This window comes from Bifidobacterium scaligerum (assembly GCF_002802865.1).
GTDB lineage: Bacteria > Actinomycetota > Actinomycetes > Actinomycetales > Bifidobacteriaceae > Bifidobacterium > Bifidobacterium scaligerum.
This window is the reverse complement of record NZ_PGLQ01000002.1, coordinates 183,153-204,307: the sequence shown is the minus strand read 5'-3', so window position 1 is coordinate 204,307 and position 21,155 is coordinate 183,153. Positions and strand designations below refer to the sequence as shown.

The following is a 21,155-nucleotide window of genomic DNA, read 5'->3' as shown; positions in this document are numbered from 1 at the left end:
ACAAACCCCTTCTCGATAAGGCAAAGACATGACAGACAAAACCCCTATCGTCGTGATGAAGGGCATCACGATTGAATTCCCGGGCGTCAAGGCTTTGGACGGTGTCGATCTGACCCTCTACCCAGGCGAAGTCCACGCCCTCATGGGTGAGAACGGCGCCGGTAAGTCCACCATGATCAAGGCTCTGACCGGTGTGTACAAGATCAACGCCGGCACCATTCTGGTGGACGGCAAGCCGCAGCAGTTCAACGGCACCCTGGATGCCCAGAACGCCGGCATCGCCACCGTGTACCAGGAAGTGAACCTGTGCACCAACCTCTCCGTGGGCGAGAACGTGATGCTGGGCCACGAAAAGCGTGGTCCGTTCGGTATCGACTGGAAGAAAACCCACGAGGCCGCCAAGACCTACCTGGCCCAGATGGGTCTGGAGTCCATTGACCCGCACACCCCGCTGAGCTCCATCTCCATCGCCATGCAGCAGCTCGTGGCCATCGCCCGCGCCATGGTCATCAACGCGAAGGTGCTCATCCTCGATGAGCCCACCTCCTCCCTGGATGCCAACGAGGTACAGGACCTGTTCAAGATCATGCGCAAGGTCCGTGACTCGGGCGTGGCCATCCTCTTCGTCTCCCACTTCCTCGATCAGATCTACGAGATCACCGACCGTCTGACCATCCTGCGCAACGGCAAGTTCATCAAGGAGGTCATGACCAAGGACACCCCGCGCGACGAGCTGATCGGCATGATGATCGGCAAGTCCGCCGCCGAGCTCTCTCAGATCGGTGCCAAGAAGGCCCGCCGCGAGATCAAGTCCGGCGAGAAGCCGATCGTGGACGTCAAGGGTCTGGGCAAGAAGGGCACCATCAATCCGGTGGATGTCGATATCTACGCCGGCGAGGTCGTTGGCTTTGCAGGCCTGCTGGGCTCCGGCCGCACCGAGCTCGGCCGCCTCCTGTTCGGAGCCGACAAGCCGGATTCGGGCACCTACGAGCTCAACGGCAAGCAGGTCAACATCTCCGATCCGTACACCGCCCTGAAGAACAAGATCGCGTATTCCACCGAGAACCGCCGCGACGAGGGCATCATCGGCGACCTGACCGTCCGCCAGAACATGCTCATCGCCCTGCAGGCGACCCGTGGCATGTTCAAGCCGATTCCGAAGAAGGAAGCGGACGCCATCGTCGACAAGTACATGAAGGAACTCAACGTTCGCCCGGCCGACCCGGATCGCCCGATCAAGAACCTCTCCGGCGGTAACCAGCAGAAGGTCCTCATCGGCCGCTGGCTGGCCACCCACCCTGAGCTGCTGATTCTGGACGAGCCCACCCGAGGCATCGATATCGGTGCCAAGGCCGAAATCCAGCAGGTCGTGCTCGACCTAGCCGCCAAGGGCATGGGCGTAGTCTTCATCTCCTCCGAGCTGGAAGAGGTGGTCCGCCTGTCCGACGACATCGAGGTCCTCAAGGATCGCCACAAGATCGCAGAAATCGAAAACGACGATACCGTCTCTCAGGCGACCATCGTCGAAACCATCGCCAACACCAACGTGAACACCGGAAAGGAGGCATGAGATGGCTGAAAAGGCAAAGGAAGAGGGCAACGCCCTCGTCAAGAAGCTTCTGAGCAACAACCTGACCTGGTCGGTGCTTGCGTTCATCCTCTTGGTCATCGTCTGCACCATCTTCCAGCATGACTTCCTCGCTCTGAGCTGGAATAACAACACCGGCGGCTTGGCCGGCCCGCTGATCACCATGCTGCAGGAATCCGCCCGCTACCTGATGATCGCCACCGGCATGACCCTGGTCATCTCCACCGCCGGCATCGACCTTTCGGTCGGTTCCGTGATGGCGGTGGCCGGCGCCGCGGCCATGCAGACCCTGTCCAACGGCACCAACGTGTGGGTCTCCATCCTCATCGCCCTGGCCGTCGGCCTGATCATCGGCTGCATCAACGGTGCGCTGGTCTCCCTGCTCGGCCTCCAGCCGTTCATCACCACCCTGATCATGATGCTCGCCGGCCGTGGTATGGCCAAGGTGATCACCTCCGGCCAGAACACGGACGCCTCCGCCGTCGCCGGCAACGAACCGCTTAAGTGGCTCGCCAACGGCTTCATCCTGGGCATCCCCGCCAACTTCGTGATCGCCGTGGTCATCGTGATCCTCGTCGGCCTGCTGTGCCGCAAGACCGCCATGGGCATGATGATCGAGGCCGTGGGCATCAACCAGGAAGCCTCCCGCATGACCGGCATCAAGCCGAAGAAGATCCTCTTCCTCGTGTACGCCATCTCCGGCTTCCTCGCGGCCATCGCCGGCCTGTTCGCCACCGCATCCGTGATGCGCGTGGATGTGGTCAAGACCGGTCAGGACCTAGAGATGTACGCCATCCTGGCAGTCGTTATCGGTGGAACCTCGCTGCTCGGCGGCAAGTTCTCTCTCGCCGGCTCCGCTGTCGGTGCCGTGATTATCGCCATGATCCGCAAGACCATCATCACCCTGGGCATCAACGCCGAGGCCACCCCGGCCTTCTTCGCCATCGTGGTGATCGTGATCTGCGTGATGCAGGCTCCGAAGATTCATAACCTGGGCGCTGAAATGAAGCGTAAGCGTGCGCTCAAGGCTCAAGCTAAGGCGGTGGCAGCATGACAACAGCTACGGCAAACAAAGTGAAGGCTCCCAAGAAGGGCTTCAAGATCGATCGCCAGATGATTCCGACCCTCGCGGCCGTGGTGATCTTCATCCTCATGATCATTATGGGTCAGGCGTTGTTCGGCACCTACCTGCGTCTGGGCTTCGTCTCCTCCCTGTTCATCGACCACGCCTACCTGATCATTCTGGCCGTGGCCATGACCCTGCCGATCCTGACCGGCGGCATCGATCTGTCCGTGGGCGCTATCGTGGCCATCACCGCAGTGATCGGCCTCAAGCTCGCCAACGCCGGAGTCCCTTCCGTCCTGGTCATGATCATCATGCTGCTCATCGGTGCCGTGTTCGGTCTGCTCGCCGGCACGTTGATCGAGGAATTTAACATGCAGCCGTTCATCGCCACGCTGTCGACGATGTTCCTGGCCCGTGGTCTCGCATCCATCATCTCCACCGATTCGCTGACCTTCCCCGACGGAAACAACTTCAACATCATCTCCGCCGAGATCAAGATCATCGACCAGCCCAAGATCTCCCACGATCTGACCATCAACGTCGGCGTGATCATCGCCCTGCTGGTAGTGGTGTTCGGCTACATCCTGCTGCACCACACTCGCACCGGTCGTACCATCTACGCCATTGGTGGTTCCCGTTCCTCTGCCGAGCTCATGGGTCTGCCGGTCAAGCGCACGCAGTACATCATCTACCTGACTTCCGCTACGCTGGCCGCCCTGGCCTCCATCGTGTACACCGCGAACATCGGTTCCGCCAAGAACACCGTGGGTGTGGGCTGGGAGCTCGATGCCGTGGCCTCCGTGGTCATCGGCGGCACGATTATCACCGGTGGCTTCGGCTACGTGCTCGGCTCCGTGCTCGGCGCACTGGTCCGCTCCATCCTCGACCCGCTCACCACCGACCTTGGCGTGCCGGCCGAATGGACCACCATTGTGATCGGCCTCATGATCCTCGTCTTCGTGGTGTTGCAGCGCGCCGTGATGGCGGTGGGTGACAAGAAATAGGCCTTGCTTGCGCGTCTCAAGACGTACGGCTGCGAGCCGAAGGTTTTGAGATGCGGAAGCGGACAACATATAACTGAATACTGCGATAACTGAATATCACCTTTCTTTTTCTCTCCTTTTTCTTCCTTTCATCGCGCTGTGGGGCGCGGCCTGACTCTCCGGGCCGCGCCCCACAGCGTTTTTTCGGATCGTGGCCCATGAAGTATGAGCGACGTGGTGCTGTATGAGTCCGGCTTTGGGCTTAAAATGCATTCTGGCTATAAACGGGGCGCGCCATCGGAACCTGTTCTGGTCCTGTCAGAGGGCGCGTAGAGACACATACGCCGGTTGGTAAACCTGACATTCCATTTTGAGTAACCAAGGACGTAGAGGAGTTTTCCATGCCCGAAACTGAGCAGGCGCGTGCACTGAATACCGAGAAGATTCCGCTGAAATTGATTGGTGCCATCGTAGCTGTGGGTTCGCTCGCCTTCATCGGCATTCTGACTGAAACCGTGATGACCGTGTTGTTCCCCGCGCTGATGCGCGAATTCCATGTGGACACCGCTACTGTGCAGTGGATCACCACCATCTATCTGTTGGCCGTGGCCGCCACGATGCCCATCAGCTCGTTCCTGAAACGCCGTTTCCGCTTGAAGACCATCTTTCTTGCAGCCGTTGCGCTGGGACTGGTCGGCTCGCTTATCATGATTGTCGCGTCGGTGTTTCCTCTCATGATTGTGGCTCGTATCATTCAGGGCATTGGCTCCGGCATTGCCACGCCACTGATGATCAACATCATTCTTGAACAGTCCCCGCGTTCCAAAATCGGCCGTTTGATGGGTGTGGGCTCACTGGTGATCACCGTGGCGCCGGCCATCGGACCGACTGTGGGCGGCGCGGTCACCAGTGTGCTGCCGTGGCGAGCCATTTTCGTCATCGCGATTCCGCTGATGATCATTGCGGCGATTATCGGCTGTGCCTGCATCGAGCAGCGTACGGACACCGAAGCGGCTTATCTTGATCCGATTCAGCTTGGCTCCATCATCATCGCGCTGGTTGGTCTGGTGCTTGCTCTCAATCAGGGCGGCGTGGCTGTCAGTGCGGCCGTGAGCGGGGGAGCGGCCCTGAGATCCGGTATTGTGGCCGTGGTGAGCTTGATCATCGGTCTGGGCTCGCTGATGCTGTTTGTCGTAAGCTCCAAACGTGCGTTCTCGCCGTTGCTGCGTCTCGGCGTGCTGCGTGACCCGGCCGTGCTGCTGCATGCCGTTGCCTATACGCTGCTGCCGCTGGTTGCCATCGGCTACGGTTATGTAATCACCAACGTGGCTCAGCTTTCGCTTGGTGTCAGCGCGTTCGTAGCGGGTTCTCTGGTGTTGCCCGGCGCTTTGATCGGCGCCGTCTGCGCGCCGGTGGGTGGCTGGTTCTACGACAAATTCGGCGCGGTTCGACCGATTCTTATTCCGCTTGGCATCGCTATTGCAGGACCGGTACTGATGCTCGTCTTTTCCATGCATCTGACGCCTGCGTTATTGGCCGGTTTCTATTTCATTTTCGGCTTCTTCTATGCTATCGGCAATGCCAATGTGATGACCAGCGGCCTTTCCGAAGTGCCTCATCAGCTCCGTCCGGACGGCAACGCCATTTTCAACACCGGCCTGCAGTTTGGTGGTGCTGCCGGAACGGCATTGTTCTCCACGATTTTGGCCGTGGCACAGGCCGGTGCGGGCGAAGAAGGCACCTCACAGTTCGCCCACGCCACTGCGGTGGGCGGCGCATGGACCTTCGCCACAATGATCGTGATCTGCGTGATCGGCTGGTGCTGCTTGGCGACAGCATTCCGCATTCGCGCCCGTCGTTCCCGCTGATCGCGTGACCGCTGACGTCCCGCTCCTTTCTCGCGAATATGTACCCGTCTCGCAGATCTCGCGAATATGTACCACTGAGGTATCGTCAGCGGTACATATTCGCGAGGGGGCAGAGGGGAGAGCCGCATTATCCGCCCTGCGGCCTAGGTTGGTGACACATGGGAATTGAAAACTCGCACAAGCTGATCGTCAACTGTCTGCCGCTGAACGAAGTGGAACGACAGGCTTTCGTCAAGGCCGCACGCGATGTGCCGCAGCGTTTCGTCGGTGATGAAAGCCATCGCGCGGATATGGTTTGGCACGCTTCGGTTCCCGAGGAGCTTCGCGGTGCGGCCACTGCCATCATCGGCAATTTCCCGGTTTCTGAAGCACCGCAATATACGCGTTTGGAATGGTTGCAGACGTTCAGCGCCGGAGTGGATGCCTATACTCGTCCGGGCATGCTGCCGCGAGGCACGATGATCACCAATGCCAGCGGCGCATATGGCAAGTCGGTATCCGAGCACATGTTCGCCATGATGTGGGCGTTGATGAAGAACCTCAATCAGTATGCCGCCAACCAGAATAGAAGAGATTGGTCCGATGTGGGACCGGTGCTCAGCCCGGAAGGCGGCATTGCGCTGATCATTGGTGTGGGAGATATCGGCTCCCACTTCGGACAGCTGGCGCAAGGCGTAGGAATGCGTACATTCGGCGTACGCCGCCATGTGGATGTGCCGGCTCGCGGCATTGAGAAAATGTATGGATTCGAACGCCTGAACGCGTTGCTGCCGTTGGCGGATGTGGTGGTGCTTGCCGTGCCGCGCTCGCCGCAGACGCATCATTTGTTGGATGCCGAGCGTCTGGCCCTGCTCAAGCCCACGGCCATCGTGATCAATGCTGGTCGAGGAGACGCCATTGATAACGACGCGCTTGCTGCGGCACTGCATCAGGGGATGATTCGTGGTGCAGCGCTCGATGTTACGGAACCGGAACCGTTGCCGGAAAACAGCGCGTTATGGAATGAACCACGGTGTTTGATCACGCCTCATGTGGCTGGAGGCAATCATCTCGCTTCTACATCAGACCAGATCATTCGCATTGCGCTCAACAATGTGTCCCGTTATGCCCGGCAACAGGAACTGATCAATCTGGTGAGACGTTAATAATCACAAAAGGCCGCTGTCAAGGTCAGTGGCGTCAACGTCGATATCCTCCTTCCCTTTTCCCGCGAATATGTACCACTGAGTTGCGCTCATCGGTACATATTCGCGGGAAAGGGGAGGAGGGAAGGGCATCTTCTGCGAAAAAGACTCACTGAACCGAACTCAGTGGTACATATTCGCAATGAAGAGATCGGTGCTTCGCCGATTCACCACTTGTTGGCGCCGGCACCTTCGAAATTGACCTTGAAATCACGCTGGTAATGCAGGAACATGGCGGCGCCGTAGCGGTCGACCGGACGGTGCGTGAACAGCATGCGGATGGCGAATGCGGTCTGTACATCTTCCGGCAATGCCAGGAATGCCTTGTGGGCATCCCAATACGGGTTCATGGTGATGGCGGCGTCCGGAACGTAGGCGTAGCCGTAGCCATCCTCGTTCACATATCCCATGAATGGCAGATCCCAGGCGTTGTGATTGGTCAGTTGGCTCTTGAAATACTCGACTTCGTTCAGCGCTTGATCGCTGATGCCGAAACTTTTGGCCACTGTGTTGGCCTTGGCCGTTTTCGCCTCCGGAGTCTTGCCGAACATGCTGGGATCGACGACGATAACTTTTGCTTCCGCCATGGTGATGTCCTTTCATGGATGCAGCTCAGGGTGAACTGCACGCGGATGTACTATCCAAAGATGTTCGTTTCAAAAATTAAACGCACATCAAATATCTTCTGATTTGTGAAAGATATTGTGCACATTGGCTTGTACTGGTTCCTAAGCCTAACACTGAAAATGGTGAAATAAAGCCAAAATATAAAGTATTAACCTCCCGGTAACGGTGTTGGGAGGATTTGTTGTGCTGTGTATAAGCGTGTTCATTTGAACAAACAATCAAACAATGAGAATGTGTGATTTGATGGTGAAGTGGACAACAAAAACGGTCATGGACGTCATATTGAGTCCATGACCGGCGTGTCGTGGTGAAATTATCGGTTCGGGTCGATTAATCCGTCAACTCTTGACCGTTGGCATCCTTATGCCATGGCGATCCGTACTGGCTGGACAGGATTAGAATGCCTTCCACCAAGCCCCAGATGGCGGCTGCAATCGGGCCGAGGCCGATGATGATCCAGCCGACCAAGGTCAGCAGCAGCTGGCAGACGGCTTTGCCGGTGTATCCCAGATAGAAGTTGTGTACGCCCAGCGAGCCAAGGAAGATGCCCAGCAATCCGGCGGCCATTTTGGATTTGGCGGCATATCCGGCAGGGTATTGCGGTGCCGAATACGGCTGAGTATACGGGTTGACGGGCTGGCCATACTGGGGGCCGTATTGTGGCTGATTGTACTGTGGCTGGCTGTATTGTGGCTGGCCGTATGCTCCTGCGGGGCCATATGGAGGTTGCTGCGGTTGCACATACGGATTGGTTGGCTGAGCGCCGTACTGCGGCTGCTGATAGCCGCCGGCTGTCCGTAAGCATTCTGGCCATTTACTGGCTCGCCATACGCCGGCTGTCCTGCTGCCGACTGTCCATAGGCGGCTTGTTGCGGTGCCGCGTAGCCCTCATATCCGGGGTATCCGTTCTGCGGCTGTCCGGTGTACGCCGTATTCGGCGTGGCGTTGGATTGCGTGTTCTGCGGCTGCCCTTCCGGGGCGGGTACGTACGGTTGTTGATTGTCGCTCATCGTTGGGTCCCTTCTCTAGGCGAACGGTATCGAATCGTTGCTGGTCACTATAATCTCACGTTTTGCTGAAGATAGGAACAGCACGGGCAGACCAAACAAAAAATGGCTTCCCGTCGGGGAAGCCATAAACACCTGCCTGTGCTACGCGCGTCGTCTTATTCACGCACGAGTTTGATATGCTCCACATCCTTGCGCTGGGAGCGACGGTAGAGCACGAAGCGATTGCCGATGGACTGCACCACTTCGGCATCCAGCTGGGCGGCCAGCTCTTCGGCGGCCTCCTTGGCGGTCAGGCCGGAACCGTCCTGCACGGCGCATTTAATGAGCTCGTGCTTCTCGATGGTCTCATCGGCCTGATTGATGGCCGCTTCCGTCAGATCATTCTTGCCCACATAAAACAGGGGCTTCAGGGAGTTGGCCAGCGCGCGCAGCTGCTTGGTTTGCTTTTTGGTCAATGCCATAGAAATTCCTTACGTTTCGATAACCCCAACAGCATACCCGTCGGGCGCGTCAACCTGCACTGCAGCCATGAAGCATTACAACACCACGATCGCGACGATATAGGCGATGACCGTCACGGCGAACACCGCATCGCGCGCGGAAGGCGCGAACACCCGCCAATGAGTACGAACGATGCCTTCCTCATAACAGCGCGCATCCAACGCCAGCGACAAATTGTCGGCATGACGCAATGTTCCGGCGAATACCGGCACGATGATGGCACTCATCGCCTTGATGCGCTGGCTCAGGGAGCCGGTTTCGATGGAACCGCCACGGGCCGCCTGCGCATCGATGATGGAGCGGGTCTCGTCAGTCAGCGTAGGAATGAAACGTAGCGCCAAGCTCATCACCAATGCGATTTCCTGTGTATGCAAGCCGAATCTGCCAAATGGATGCAGCAACGCCTCGAACGCGTCAGTGATGGCGGTGGGCGTGGTGGTGGTCAGGAATATCGCACCCAGAATAATGACCAGTGCGAATCTGCATGTGTAGAGCACCGCAATGGTCACGCCGTCATCGGTCACGCTTAGCGGTCCCCATGTGAATAGCGGGGTGCCGGTGCGCACCACCACCAGATTGCATAGGCTCATTACCGCCATCAATGCCAGAATCGGATGGATTGTGGCAAGCAGACGAATCGGATTGAGCCGTCCGGCCATCATTACCGCCAACGTGAACGCGATACCCGTCGCGAGTTGCGCGGGCGTGTTGACCGCAAACATCGTAAACATCGCAGCCAGAAAACCAACCATCTTCACGCGAGGATCCAACTGATGAACCGGCGAACGATGGTCCGTCTTGGACTGCGGTGCGGCATCGCGTTGGATAGATGGTGATGACTGCGCTTCGGACGGCGACGGCATGCGTACGACGCGATCGGCTAGTGATTCCGCCTCTGCACGGTCGTGCGTGATGATAAGCATCGTGACGCCGCGCTCTTTGAGCGTATGAAGCAACTCATGAATACGAGCCTTTGCCTGTACATCGAGACTTGCTGTGGGCTCATCCATCACCAGCACATCCGGCCGGCAGGCCACCACGCCGGCGATGGCCGCAAGCCGCTGCTGTCCTCCGGACAGGTCGAACGGTGAGCGATCAGCCAGATGCTCGATGTGCAGCAACGCGAGGGCTTCGCGCACACGTTGCTGCACATCGGCGTCGCTCAATCCCTGATTGCGTGGACCGTACGCCACATCCTCGGCCACCGTCTCCGCGAACAACTGCTGCTCGGGATGCTGCATCACGTATCCCACACGGCGACGCAACTGGGCAATCTGCTTGCGATGAGCGGGCTTCGGCCGCACCACGGGAATGCCGGCCGCCTCAATGGTGCCGGATTCCGGTCTGGCCAGCGCGCATAACAGCCGGGCCAACGTGGATTTGCCGGAGCCGTTAGTGCCCATCAACGCTACGGTTTCGCCCGGCTGTATCGAGAAGGACAGATCGTCGATTACCGGGCGCTCGCCGTCCGCATACCGATAGGTCAGGTGCGAGACGCGAATAATGGGAGCGTTGTTCTGTGGCGTGCTGCTGTTCGACAGAACCGGCAGCGGGGTAGAGGAATCGTCCGCAGCGGGGGGCGGTGTGAGGACACCCGTTTCCGGGCACTGCGCGGTGGCTTGACCGGATGCATCTTCGGCGATGTGCCCGGATTCCATGTGAATCACACGATCGGCATGGCGTGTCTCATTCGGATGATGCGTCACATGCACGATGGTGGTACCGCGTTGCTGCAAAGCGTCCAGCACGCGCATCACCTCGGCGCGAGCGGTTTCATCGAGCATGGCAGTGGGTTCGTCCAACACCAGCATGGCAGGGTTCATGGCCAGCATGCCGGCAATGGCGGCACGCTGCTGTTGCCCGCCGCTCATGCGCGTGGGGTCGGCGCGGCGGACGCTCGACATATCCACGGCGTCGAGGCTCTGCCGAATGCGTGTCGCGATAACGGTACGATCGAGCCCCAGATTCTCCGGGCCGAAGGCCACATCATCCTCAAGTACGGTGGTCAGCAGCTGGTCTTCGGGATTTTGGAACACCACGCCGATGCCGCGTCGTGCCGCACGGTATTCGTCTGCGTTCGGGGTGACGTCGGCAACGACATGATGATCGAGCAGCGTGATGTCGCCGGCGTCGGGTGCGGTGAGCCCGGCGATCAGTCGGGCCAGCGTGGACTTGCCGGAACCGTTCGGGCCCACCAGGCATACGCGTTCGCCGGCGCGAATGGTCAGTGAAACATCGTCCAGCGCCCAGCTTGCACCGTGGTCGTAGCTGAATCGAATATGGTTGAGCTCGGCGGCGATGGCGGGGGAGTGGGAACGATTGGCTGGCATAATACCTTAACTGTCTGTTGTGTGGGGCGTGCGTTGGGATCGCGCTGGATTCGAAGTTCTGTAAGTATCGTACGTTTCGGCGTTATGTATGCGGCCGGACCAGCATGCCGCGTGCATAACGCCGGTTTGGGGTCATGAAAAGACACTATGTACGCGGCAGTTTGGTTCGGCCGCATACATAGTGTCTTTTCGGAGTTATCGCCGTCGGCGTGATCGTATGACGGCCGGCCGCGCTGACGGCGATCATACGATCACTGCTGCTTGGCGAGCAGGTTGGAGATTGGCTTGTAGATCAGGAACGTCACCACCGCGTGAATCGCCATCTTGGCCACATTGAACGGCAGCAGAATCGGCAGAATCATTGCTGCGACTGCGGCGTACGACATATGCGCGTAAATCGGGGTGACCACCAGATTGCCGAGCAGCGCGGCAACGATAGCCAACACGGCACCGGCCAGAATGCCAAGGGCTGCGCCCTTGCGGGAACGAACCTTGCGGTAGATCAGCGAAGCCGGAACCGAAAGGCACAGGGCCACCAGCACCGCCATCAAGGAACCCCACGGGTCGGCGAACATGTGCGGCACGAAGCCCAGTACGGAAACGATGACTGCGGCGGATGGGCCATATGCGAAGCCGGCGATCAGGCATACGATGCCGGAAGGATCGTATTTAAGCCAGGTCACGGGCGTGATCGGGAACTCGATGAAGCTGGTGACCATTGCCAACGCCACGAACAGCGCGTACATGGCGATGCGCCGGGTGGACCAACGGCCGGAATCGGCCACACCTGTATTGTGAGAGCCGAGTTTGGCAGTGCTGGAAGCGTCGGAAGCAGCCCCCTCGGCCGCAGGTGCGACGGAACGAACGAATTGCATGCGGATACGCGAAGATACACTCATATTGAGTCCTCGTTTCTTCCATCCGGACTGTAACCGTTGGCTCCGGATTTTCACCGGATCAGCCGCTTTTGCGGGTCGCGGGCTTCCTGCTTGCCCCGTTATGAATCCCGGGGTGCCGGTTACCGCCAGTAAGGAATTGCACCTTCCCTGAAACTGACAGGCTTATTCATACGCCATATGCAGGACTGAAGCAAGCGATGTTTCATAATGAGCGTAAATCGAGAGGGCCTATGCAACGCATGAGCCAATGCTGTATGTAGACCATGTGTGAAGTGCCCAACGAGGTATCTCATCAACACATCCCCACGAGGCATCCGGCGGATTGTTGGTTGTCGCGGCGTGGCTGACTGAATATGGGTATATATGGCATGCGGGCACAGCGCGGAACGCCCTCGATTTCAGGTGGTATGTGCCCCCGAACGCTTCGGCGTGTCTACAGTGTGAGCATTGTTTCATTTTGTGCAAAGTTTGTGCTGTGAGCGATAACAAGCATGTGCATATTAACAGCGTTAATGCTGAAAATATAAAGAAATACCTCAAATCCCACGTTATACGTATCTGAATGTCATGTTTAGTTAACATGTGGTAATAAAGGGCAATTTATGCCTATTTGTCTAATTGCTCGTCGTGGTAAGGGGGTATTCATATAAATCACTTTCCCGAATCGTTGACTCCGCAGTAAGGAGAGGTGGAGAAAATGCGCGTAGGGCCGGTTTCTCGTAGGTCCCGGGGCTCCATGAAAACGGAGCCGGCGAAGCATGCCTGGAAGGGTGTCCGTGTCATCGCCAGCATCGTGGCCTCTGCAATGATGTTGACAAGCGCAATTCCTACCGCATATGCACAGACCTCCACCGGTACCGTGGTCTCCGGTTCGTCTTCGGGTGTGACCGTAATCTCCAATGGAACCGTAGTCACTGATAACGCTGTTGTGTCTGCGGCCGAAGCGCTGAAACGCACTACTGGTACGCATGCTGATGCCACTGCGGCAACGACTCGCACGATTGATCAATTCTCCACGGATTCCCAAACCCCGTTCAGCACCAAAACCATCCTTGATGACAACAATGGCGCAGATAGCAATGCCGGTTCTACTGACTCCGATCAGTCCGGTGACGCGTCAGGTGCCAATCAGACTCCTGATTCGTCTGACTCCACTGCGGATTCTGGCGAGGCCTCTGGAAACGCCGGAACTGACACGGATACGGCAAACGACGACAGTCAGTCCAGCGACGCCGCATCAGACAACGCCGATGGTGAGCAAGCCGGTGATACGGACAGCTCGGATGCCGATGCCGCAGACGGTAACGCTGCGGATAATGCTACGAACGCTGCAGCCGCAACGTTAGGTGGTCGTGACTTCGCCGGTCAGGTCACCAAAACCATCAACGGCAAGACCTATATCCTCATCGGCAACGAGCAGCAGTTGCGCGCCATCGGCTCCGATAAGGCGGTCACAGGCGGTACTGTCTATAAAGTTCAGCAGACGCTCACCAACACGGGAACGTCAATTGTGCCGAAACTTGAATGGGTCGACAGCGAGGCAGAGTCGATTGCGTACGACGGCGACGCGGATCTCGCCTCCAATCAGACGTTGCACAACGGCACATTCAGCGACCATGACGGCGGCGGCATCCTCGTCGGCGACAAACGCACCAAATATTTCGTCAAGGATGCATCCGGCAATCGACTGGACGTGACCGACAAGACCTATGGTCCCAACACCGGTCTCAAATACACCAACACCGAGAACTACATCATCTTCCGCGACATCGATCTGAGCTCCAATGCCGCCGATGCGGCCAACACGAACTGGAGTCCGCTGCGATTTCTCGGCACGATGATCGGCGCGATGAGCAAGGACACCGCCGCCGGTACCCTATGGAGCACGCTCGGCACCGACGGCGTGAGCGTGAACGATACTGCCGCCCGCCCGACGATCTCGCACGTGACGGTCGAGCAGGCCGGACCGAAGATGAACGTCAATGAGCAGCAAGGCATTGGCTTCTTCTCGTCGCTTACATCAGACACGAATCTGTCCGGTGGCAGCCTGGCCAGTTCTGGTACGGTGACGGTGACAAACGTCAAACTCAGCGATGTATCGGTGACGAACAACGCCTCTGAAGCGTATGTGCCGCCAACATTGCTGAATTCATTGACTACGGCCGTCGGATTGTTGCTCGACGGGCTGTTGACTGCGCTGAAACTCATCACGTTCGGCAAAGTCGATGTCGATCTGGATCTTCAGGATCTGCTGTCCCTGCATAAGGACAATCCCTCGAACTTGGCAACCGGTGCTTTTGCCGGCCGCATCTACGGTGATGTGAAGGTCACGAATTGTGCAGTGGAAGACGTCAAGGTCTCCAGCGTGGGCAATATGACCGGCGGCTTCGCCGGATACGTCGAAGGCGCAACCCGGTACGACGTGGTCTCCGATATTGTGGATGCTCTCGCCAAGTTGCTGGCGAAGGTTCTCAACGTCATCCCGTTCCTCGGCCTCGGCGATTTGGTGACATGGCTGCTCAACGGCACGCTTGGCTTGAACGCGCTGGTTCCGGTCGGCTACTACAATCCGGTCATCTCGAACAGCACCGTCACGAACTTCAAGGAAGGCACGACGCTCGGCAGCGCTGACAAGCCGCAGGCCGGCGGCTTCGTCGGCGCGCAGATCGGTGCAATCATTGAGAACTCGTCGGTGACCAGCCAAAACGCGTTCACCGTGCTCGCTTCGGATTATGCCGGCGGCTTCGCGGGCGTATCACGCAACGGCAACGTCGGTGGATTGCTCAATTCGCTCGGTGTCGATCTCATGTCCGCATTGCGCCCGCAGAGCCTCATCGAAAACAGCACACTCACCGCCACCGGTGGTGTGACCGTGACCGCGGCGAACTACGCGGGCGGCTTCTCCGGCGCGATGGCCAACTCATATGCGGTCAACGACACGATGACCGGTAGTACGACGGTAACCGCAACTACATCATATGCCGGTGGATTCACCGGTTGCGCATCCGTCGGTTGGGGATTGGAGCTCGGCAGCGGTGACGCCACGAATGGATCGTTGCTCAAGCAGCTCGTCAAGGCGGTCACCAACCTGTTGGGTGACGGCAGCGGTGCGAGCGCCGGCGAACTCCTGTCCGTTGCCGGTGTGAAGCCGTCCGCCATTGTGGGTCTGTCAATGAACGGTGCGATTGCCGTCGAATCCAAGGGTGATTATGCCGGTGGCATCGTTGGTCTTGGCTCAGGCGTCACGATCGGAGATTCCAGCGAGACCAACCTCAACAAGCTGTCGTATTGGAAATACGACACGACGTTGCATCCGCGCCGTGTATATCCGGCCAGCAGCACGACCACAGTTACCGGACTTGCCAAGGTGAGCGCCGCGAAATCGTATGCCGGCGGCATTGCCGGCAGCCTCCAGCCGGTTATGGTGGCCGGACTGCTGAACAGTGTGCTGCAGATCGGCGATACCAACACATTGAAGAAGCTCGGCGAATTCGCCACGTTCCTTGTCGAGAACGTCGAAGTCACCGGTCCGGCCGACGGTCTGACCGTTTCCGCCGGCGACTATTACGCGGGCGGTGCGATCGGCTGCGCCACCGGCGGCGACGTGACGAACGTGAACCTTACGAATCTGGCGAGCCTGTCTGCCACTGGCGAAGTCGGCGGATTCATCGGCTTCTCTGGACCGGGGTCGGCGGTCGGTGCCACCGGATTGAATGTGCTCGACCTGATCAAACTCTCCGGGCTTCTGTCTGTAGCGCAATACTCGTCAGTCGAGGTGAACAAGTCGAATGTCACCGGTGTCGCGAGCGGTTTTACGGTCAAGGCGACCGGTGTGACCGACGGCGACAAAAACCGATTTGCGGCTGGTGGCTTCTATGGTCAGGCCAACTCCACCAAAACCCGCGAAAGCCATGTGCTGAGCCTCAAATCGGTCACCGCTGACAAAACCAAGTCGGACGGCGTGGCCGGTGGTTTCGTCGGATACTCGACCACCGGCGGTCTCGCGGATGCGGTCGACAACGCCGACGCGGGCGACAAGGACGGCAAGACGCCCGTGTTGGACGCACTCGTCGGCAGCAACCTGCTTTCCGTCGATGACCTGCTTGGCGCGGTGCCGTACCTGATTCCGAACTACAAGGACGCGACCGTATCCTATGTCAACGGCGGCTATGTCGAGGGCGATATCGCGGGCGGCTTTGCCGGCAATTTCCAGTCCGGAAAAGTGAACCAGTTCACCGACAAGGAACTCGCTGACGACACCACGTTGGCTACTGTGCAGACAACCGTCACCGCAGCTGGATACGCGGCGGTCGTCAATATCGATCATGTGACCGGCGGTGCCTATGCAGGCGGATTCGGCGGCAAGGTCGTCTCCGGTGCGCTCGTCTCTGCGGGCAACGGCGGCATCAGTCTGCTTGGCAAGCTTGGTACGGTTGACGCTTCCAGCCTGCTGCAGGTCGTGCAGGGATATGTGCCGCTTATCTCCTACGCTTCCGTACATTCCGACGCATCCACCGTCGAGAAGATCAGCGGTGGTGATCCGAGCGATTTGAACAATCCTGGTCTTGTGGTCTCCACCGATCGCATCGATGCTACGGATTCCACGTCCGGCTCGGCCGGCGGCTACATCGGCTACGGTTCCGGCGTGCAGGTCTCGCACAGTGATGTGACTCAGTTGCGCTACACCAAGGTCACTGAGCCCAAAGCTCTCGAAGGCACCGACGGCAGCACCTATTTCGATGCCAAGCAGAGTGCCTACGCGGTTTCCGCCAAGCGCTACGCCGGCGGTTACATCGGATTCATGGATATCGGTTCCGCCGCATCCGTGGGCAAGGGCATCCAGCTGCTCGGCAAGGGCATCACGCTTACCGATGTGACCAGCGTGCTTTCCGTCGTCGTCTCCACCATCGAACACTCCGACGTGACCGGCGCGGCCGCAGGCTATGCGGTGATCGCCAGCGACACCAGCGAAAAGAACACCGAGCTGGGCAATGGCATTCCCACTGCGGGCAGTGCCGATAACCCGCTCGGTGAGGCCGGCGGTTTCGCGGGCCGCATCATGGGCGGCCATATTCAGGATTCGAACGCGCATAACTTCGCCTATATCATCGGCCAGATCACTGCCGGCGGCTATGCGGGCGGCATCGCGCCCGGCGACGTGGCCAACGTGCTCGGCAACGAGGATTCGACGTTCACCATTCTCAAAGGCCTCGTCAGCGCCGGTGGTACGTTCGCCTCCCTGTTGCAGGACTTCGTGCCGACGATCCGTAACTCATCCACTGACGCCGTGCCCTGCGGCGGCGCTGTCCGCGCTCAGGCGGCATCTGACAAGAACGCTCTGCGCGGCATGGCCGGCGGATACGTGGGCCACGATGAAGGCGGCCACATCTGGGGCATGAACAACGCGCCCTGGAAGAGCGAGAACGATGGCAACAACCATTACACGGGCACCCTGCGCACTGCATCCGCTGCCCGCATCCGCAGCGTGTACGGTGCTGAATTCGCCGGCGGTTATACCGGATTCATGGAGGCGGCCGACACCGCCGAAACCGGCAGCCTGAGTCTGCTATTCGGCTTGATCGAAGTCGGCAACCTGCTCGGTGCGCTCGGCGTGGCCTACCCGACTGATGAGAACACGCAGGTCACCGGACCCTTGCGCAACCTCGATTACGACACTTGGAAGGCATGGGCTGATGCCGTTGGTACGCGAGGTGGGTACGGCAAGGAATTCGCTGAACTGCTTAAAATCGGTTCGCGCGATGACCTCAACAAGGCTATCGACACCTATATTTACGGTACGAACGTGGTCGCCGGCCGTACCGATTACGACCAGAACGCCAACGCTTCCCAAGGCGGTGTGGCCGGTGGATACGTCGGTCTGATGCGTTCCGGCACCGTGACCAACGGTCTGGCGCAAGACACCAAGCAGGTCAAGGCCATGCGCGCAGCTGGTGGCTTCGCCGGCTCAATGGAATCCGGCGGTGCCGCGAAATTCGGCACAATCGACGTACTGGGCCTTATCAAAGCCAACCTGAGCAAGCTCGTGAGCGCTCTGAACGTATTCGTGCCTGTGGTCAAGAGCTCGTCCGTAATCGGCTACCGCCGCGGTATGACCGTCGAGGCGACCGGCACCGATATCACGCATACGAACGGCTTCGCCGGCGGCTATGTCGGCTATGCCTCTGGCGCGCAGATCTGGGGTGACGCCACATTCTCGGACGCCGACAAGTCCGACGACCGTTGGACCATCGGCTCCACGCACAAGGACTATACGGCTACCGGCTGCAATGTGAGCAACCTGCGTCGCGTCAAGGGCACGAACGCGGTCGGCGGCTACGCGGGCCTGATCACCGCGGCAGGTGTGGCCGAAGTGAACACGAACGCCTCCGAAGGCATCCTGCAGAAGCTGCTTGACGCGGTGATCTCCACGCCGAATGATTTGGCGCAGGTGGTGCAGGCCACTGTGTCCACCGTACGAGGCGCAAGCGTCTCCTCGGTCAAGGACGAGCAGTCTGCCGCCGCATGGGGCTTCACCGTCGAAGGTGCATACACTGTGGACGGCACGACGAAGTACGCCCGAGCGGCCGGTGGTTTCGCCGGTTCGATGAAGGCTGTTGTGGCCGGCAGCAAAAACGGTGGCACATCAGCAACCGATACGCTCAAGGTTGACGGTCTGCGTGGTGTGGAAGGCGGCCAGTACGCTGGCGGCTTCTTCGGCCAGGCCGACACCACCGCCGTTGCGTCCGTGGCCGGTACTGACGGCACTGCCGGCTCCGACCAGAGCGCCAAGCTGTTGCTCGGTCTGATCAAGGCCGGCAATATCAGCGCGCTCGAAGCGTTCCGCCCGTACATCTACCATGCGGAGGTGAACGGTGTGGCTGACGGCATCCAAATCCGCGCCCACGATGCCAGCAAGCAGGGCATCCTCGACTCGAAGCGGTACACCGGTGCGGCCGGCGGCTTCGGCGGCGGACTTATCAACGGCACCGTCGATTTCGGCACGGTCACGAACCTCAACAGCGTGAACGGCGTCAACTACGCGGGCGGCTTCGTCGGCCATCTCGGCAAGGCCGGTACGCTCGACGTCGATAATGCGCAGGTCAGCAAACTGCTCGGCGCGACCGCCGGCGTGCTCGATATCTGGGGCTCCCATGTGGACGATTCCAAGGTTTCCGGCATCACCAATGGTTTCACGGTCGCCGTATCCCACCAGGGCGAGAAGTATGCGGCCGGCACCGACGCGGCAACCGGACGCGAAGTAGCCGGCGGCTTCGCCGGATACGCCGATCTGGCGCGCGTCAGCCGTTCCACTGTCGCCGACCTCAAGAAGGTGTCCAGCGGCGAGATCGCCGGCGGCTTCGTCGGTGAAACGACGATGGCGTACCTGGTTGATACTGAGGTCAGTTCGGTACTGCTTGACGTAATCCTGAAGGTCGTCAATGCGTTGCTGAAGCTGCTCTATGCATCCCAGTTGCAGAACCTCGGCGTCATCGATCTGGGATCATGGTTCCCCGCTATCAAAGATGTGTTCGACCTCAAGGTGCTGGCGGAAGGCAATGTGCTGTACGTCAACCTGTTCGGACTGAAGATCAGCGTCGGCCTGTCGAAGAAGAGTACCGAAAACCAGCAACAGACCGACCTGGCGATCATCACCATCGGCGACTCGACCGTCAAACTGCCATGCAGCGAGAGCGGCGTTGACGAGGATCAGCTGCGTACGAACCTCAAGGTCACGCTTATCAAGGGCAACCGCACCAAGGTGACCAACTCTTCGGTGCAGGGTATCGCCGTCGGCTACGACGTATTCGGCGGGGGAGCGACGCAGGACTCCAACGGTGAGGAGAAGCTCGCCACCGGTTATGCGGGCGGCTTCGCAGGCCTCAATACCGAAGGTGTGCTGCAGGGCAACTCGATGACCTACGCCGATACGATCCGCGGCACCAGCGGACTGGTCGATCCGTTCGCCGTGACCACACTCAAGTCCAATTGGAAGTTCGAGAGCAAGAACAACATCCTCGGCAAGGATGATAACGGCAAGTACAACACTTACCGTATCTACCGCACCCACGATGATGCAGCCGGCGAGGCAATGCCCAGTGCTGCGGATAGCGACAAGCCGTTTGCAAGCAGAGTCATCGACACCGGTGACGGCACGCTGAACACCGGTCTCGACCGTTGGGACGTTGAGTATTACCACATCATCAACGCCTATGATTCCGCCACCGCATCCAGTGGTGCGGCCGGCGACGAAACGGCCACATGGGTCGGCATCAAGGATGCGACGATCAAGCGGAGTCCGAAGACCGGTGACAAGGACATGTCCACGTCGAAGGCGATGGATGCGTATGTTTCCCCTGCCAAGGCCGTGCTCATGCTCGACAAGGCGGTGGACGACAACAACGGTGGCCTCACCCCCGAGCCCGACGACGGTCAGGATCCCTGTGGCGAAGACGGTTGCCAGACCGTGGACCTCACGCTGCAGAAGGTGTGGAGGGATTACGGCAGCAAGACTCGTCCGGATGCCGTTGAGCTGACCATCACCGCGCACTATACCGATGCGAACGGCAATGTCATAACGCCTGACGGGATCACCTGTTACGACGGTGGATGCGATTCCGGAAAGCCGCAAGACAACCCGTGGACGGTACGACTCACCGCGAAGGACGGCGCCTCGCCATGGACGGATACTTGGCGCACCAAGGTCACCGGACTTCCGGTCGCCCGGGTGGACAAGGATGCGAACGGCAACGACATCGTGCGCTACTACACGTACACCGTGTCCGAAACCGCGATCATCACCCACGATGATGATGGCAAGGAGATTCGTAAGACGCCTGCCGATGCCGATTATGTGGCATCCGTCACCTACGGCACCAAGCGCACCGGCAACGCCAACAACAACAAGGAATACGTCGCCACGGTGACCAACACGTTCCCGTTGCCGGATACCGGCGGCGAAGGCACCCGGATGTTCGCTTTGATGGCGTTCATTCTGATCGGACTCGGCGTTGCATGGTACGTGCGTGACGGTTCCGGTTCCGGCACTTCCCGCAGACGAGGACGTCACGTCTCGCAATGATCAAGATTTCCGTCACCTCC

The 21,155-nt window shown here is 59.2% G+C and carries 10 protein-coding genes, 1 pseudogene and 1 riboswitch; of the genes and pseudogenes, 6 read left to right on the top strand and 5 right to left on the bottom strand.

Annotated features, from left to right (window positions below; all coding sequences use genetic code 11):
- The first annotated feature begins 28 nt into the window (after nucleotides 1–28).
- The 5 genes from fruK (at nucleotide 29) to CUU80_RS03990 (ending at nucleotide 6,650) form a co-directional block, all read left to right on the top strand.
- Nucleotides 29–1,570 (top strand): fructose ABC transporter ATP-binding protein FruK, encoded by a 1,542-nt coding sequence (gene fruK, locus CUU80_RS04010; RefSeq protein WP_100496084.1) that lies wholly within the window; start codon nucleotides 29–31, stop codon nucleotides 1,568–1,570.
- Between the two features lies 1 nt (nucleotide 1,571).
- The gene (fruF, locus tag CUU80_RS04005) at nucleotides 1,572–2,642 is read left to right on the top strand and encodes a fructose ABC transporter permease FruF (RefSeq protein WP_100496083.1); all 1,071 of its coding nucleotides are present in this window, start codon (nucleotides 1,572–1,574) and stop codon (nucleotides 2,640–2,642) included.
- Nucleotides 2,639–3,658 carry a fructose ABC transporter permease FruG gene (gene fruG, locus CUU80_RS04000; RefSeq protein ID WP_100496082.1) on the top strand — a complete coding sequence of 340 codons (1,020 nt, stop codon included), beginning with the start codon at nucleotides 2,639–2,641 and terminating at the stop codon, nucleotides 3,656–3,658. The genes fruF and fruG overlap by 4 nt, the downstream gene beginning before the upstream one ends.
- A 380-nt stretch (nucleotides 3,659–4,038) precedes the next feature.
- A complete protein-coding gene (locus CUU80_RS03995) occupies nucleotides 4,039–5,505 on the top strand; it encodes an MFS transporter (RefSeq protein ID WP_100496081.1) in 1,467 nt (488 codons plus the stop codon).
- 158 nt (nucleotides 5,506–5,663) lie between these two features.
- The gene (locus CUU80_RS03990; protein WP_165775824.1) at nucleotides 5,664–6,650 is read left to right on the top strand and encodes a D-2-hydroxyacid dehydrogenase; all 987 of its coding nucleotides are present in this window, start codon (nucleotides 5,664–5,666) and stop codon (nucleotides 6,648–6,650) included.
- A gap of 206 nt (nucleotides 6,651–6,856) precedes the next feature.
- Here CUU80_RS03990 and CUU80_RS03985 read toward each other — a convergent pair whose 3' ends face one another.
- The 5 genes and pseudogenes from CUU80_RS03985 to CUU80_RS03965 form a co-directional block, all read right to left on the bottom strand.
- On the bottom strand, nucleotides 6,857–7,276 hold the full coding sequence (locus CUU80_RS03985) for a glycerophosphodiester phosphodiesterase (RefSeq protein ID WP_100496080.1): 420 nt from the start codon (nucleotides 7,274–7,276) through the stop codon (nucleotides 6,857–6,859).
- Nucleotides 7,277–7,646: 370 nt separating this feature from the next.
- Nucleotides 7,647–8,188 (bottom strand): annotated as a pseudogene (locus tag CUU80_RS10620) (TM2 domain-containing protein); the annotation flags it as partial.
- A gap of 293 nt (nucleotides 8,189–8,481) precedes the next feature.
- Complete coding sequence (locus CUU80_RS03975) at nucleotides 8,482–8,787, bottom strand: YhbY family RNA-binding protein (protein WP_100496079.1); 306 nt, start codon at nucleotides 8,785–8,787, stop codon at nucleotides 8,482–8,484.
- 75 nt (nucleotides 8,788–8,862) lie between these two features.
- Nucleotides 8,863–11,157: an energy-coupling factor transporter ATPase gene (locus CUU80_RS03970; protein WP_100496078.1), complete on the bottom strand. Its 2,295-nt coding sequence runs from the start codon at nucleotides 11,155–11,157 to the stop codon at nucleotides 8,863–8,865.
- Between the two features lie 251 nt (nucleotides 11,158–11,408).
- On the bottom strand, nucleotides 11,409–12,056 hold the full coding sequence (locus CUU80_RS03965) for an ECF transporter S component (protein ID WP_100496077.1): 648 nt from the start codon (nucleotides 12,054–12,056) through the stop codon (nucleotides 11,409–11,411).
- A 6-nt stretch (nucleotides 12,057–12,062) separates the two neighbouring features.
- A riboswitch (FMN riboswitch) is annotated at nucleotides 12,063–12,215 on the bottom strand.
- A 646-nt stretch (nucleotides 12,216–12,861) separates the two neighbouring features.
- Between CUU80_RS03965 and CUU80_RS03960 the strand changes: the two genes are divergently transcribed.
- A complete protein-coding gene (locus tag CUU80_RS03960; protein WP_341476118.1) occupies nucleotides 12,862–21,135 on the top strand; it encodes a cell surface protein in 8,274 nt (2,757 codons plus the stop codon).
- Nucleotides 21,136–21,155 lie beyond the last annotated feature (20 nt).